Origin of the sequence: Veillonella dispar (genome assembly GCF_937975875.1) — a bacterium.
GTDB classification, from domain to species: Bacteria; Bacillota; Negativicutes; order Veillonellales; family Veillonellaceae; genus Veillonella; species Veillonella dispar_B.
The window spans coordinates 1-1,758 of sequence record NZ_CALJSP010000154.1; the positions used below are offsets into that span (position 1 = coordinate 1).

The window sequence follows — 1,758 nt, forward strand, 5'->3', positions numbered from 1 at the left end:
GTTCAGTAGTGTGTACAGGTACCCCTCATGAAGTATTGACAGAGGATACCATTCGCCATATTTACGGCGTGTCCGCCACGGTACAAACATTACCAAATGGACGATTAAATATTATATATAATATGGAATAATTGAAAAAAGAGGCGTGGATGATGAAACGAATGAATAAACAAGTCTATGTAGCAGTGCTTATGGCATTAACTACTATGTCAATTAATAGTTATGCTGCAGATGTAACAATGAACAATAATGAGGAAGAAGTTACCATAAATGTTACCGCTAATCGTACATCGTTATTAGATTTAGATACACCAGTATCGACTTCTGTTATTACCCAAGAGGATATACAAAATAGTGGTGCTAAAACAGCCTTTGATGCGGTATCTAATGTACCAGGTGTAACTATCAACTCCTTTAGTGCGTCTGGTGCAGATTTCGGCGGTATGGATAGCCGTACGAATATTCGTGGCCTAGATCGTGGTGCACTAGTTCTCGTAAATGGTATACCTATGAATCTAAATGGTAAAAGTGGAATTGGTGCTATTCCTACGAGTGCAATTGAGCGCATTGAGGTCGTTAAGGGCGCATCGTCTACCTTGTATGGAGCAGAAGCTTTAGGTGGTGTCATAAATATCATTACAAAGACGCCTTCCAAAGAAGGCGGTTCTGCTACGGTAGCTGTAGGAAATCGAGGCTCTAAGCGATTTGACCTTTCCTATGGTACTGATCGATTCCTCTTTGGCATCGATAGAAAATATTGGGGGGCTCAAGATCCATCCACACCGGTGCGATATGACTATACAGGTCGTAAGGGCTACGACTACTACACTACGCGCAATAAGGGTAACTCCTTAGGTGTGTTTATGAGTGGCAAGCTTTCAGATAAGGTAACCTTAAATTATAATCGCGCCGAAAGCCGTTCATCCTTTGGCTTGATTAGTACAGAAACAAATCCTATGAGACAGGCCCGTCATTCTACGACCTATAATTACAAGGATGACCGCAACAACGTATCCTTGATTTACAAGGATGATAATACGACAGGCACCTTGTTCTATAATGACCGTACTATGCGTGGTGAAAGCCGCGTTCATAGTGCCAAACAGTTCAAACCGACAGATACTAGTTATGTAGCCCGTCAATATGGTATGGATGTACAGCACGAATGGGACTTTAGAGGTGGTAAGGATTACTTGATTGCTGGTATTACAGGTAAACAAGAAACCTATCGCGCTACACAGGCCCCTGTGTATACACGTCCTCATCGTAATACCTATGCGGTGTATAGCAGCTATTCCCGGGAAATTAATCCAAAATGGACTGCCATTTTAGGGTTGCGTTATACCGCTATTAGTGATCCTATTAAGGACCAACATGTGCTAACACCTCAATTCCAAGTGTTGCATACCATCAATAAAGATTCCTCCATGTACTTAAATATAGGGAAAGCGTATACGATGCCTAGCTTGAGTGATTCATTCCGCAGTGTAAACCGTCAATACACAGCAGTAAGTGGTAAAAATCTTAAGCCTGAAGAGGGCTGGAACTATGAATTAGGTTATAAACGCCTTAATAAGAAGGATAGCTGGAAGGTTGATGTATTCTACATGGACTTCAAGAACTTCTTCCAATGGCAGCCTGATGCGAATGGCCGTCCAACAGTACGCGTAAACGGTGGTAAATTCCACAATGTTGGTATCGAAGCTGAGTACAATAGACGCTTATCTGATCGACTCAAAATGAGTGTCAGCGGTTCTT

At 42.0% G+C, this 1,758-nt stretch carries 1 protein-coding gene; it reads left to right on the top strand.

Translation table 11 applies throughout. From position 1 onward, the window contains the following. Window positions 1–149: 149 nt before the first annotated feature. Window positions 150–1,758 (top strand): TonB-dependent siderophore receptor (locus Q7P05_RS07400; RefSeq protein WP_303931391.1); only part of this gene is annotated, 1,609 nt, incomplete at its 3' end.